This is a genomic window from Mesorhizobium sp. M2A.F.Ca.ET.037.01.1.1, assembly GCF_003998075.1.
GTDB lineage: Bacteria > Pseudomonadota > Alphaproteobacteria > Rhizobiales > Rhizobiaceae > Mesorhizobium.
In genome coordinates this window covers 1-387 of record NZ_RZSA01001877.1, presented here as the reverse complement: position 1 = coordinate 387, position 387 = coordinate 1, and the positions used below count along the sequence as shown (strand labels likewise).

The 387-nt window shown below is 67.7% G+C and carries 1 protein-coding gene; it reads left to right on the top strand.

Annotation, left to right across the window (positions count from 1 at the left end; translation table 11 throughout):
* Window positions 1-387: hypothetical protein (locus EOA27_RS40265; RefSeq protein ID WP_145970983.1), on the top strand; the 387-nt coding region annotated here is incomplete at both ends.

Below are 387 nucleotides of genomic sequence, written 5' to 3'. Positions count from 1 at the left end.
CGCGCCACCATCGCTGGGCGCGGGGCGACTGGCAGCTTCTCGGCTTCATCCTCGACCCGCGCTCCGGCGTGCCGGCGCTGTCGCGCTGGAAGATGGTCGACAATCTGCGCCGCTCGCTCACCCCGATCTTCTGGGTGATGGCGGCGATCGCCGGTTGGACGCTGCTGCCCTTCACGCAGGCCGCGCAATGGCAGGCGCTCTTGATCCTCAGCCTGTTCATGGCGCCGACCTTCGACATCGTCAACGGCATCCTGCCCAAGAGCGGCGACCAGACGCCGCGCGGCCATTTCTCGGCGCTGGCGCGCGACACCATCTTCGGCACCGCCCTGGTGGCGTTGAAGGTGCTTTTGATGGCGCATCTCGCCTGGATGATGGGCGATGCCATCG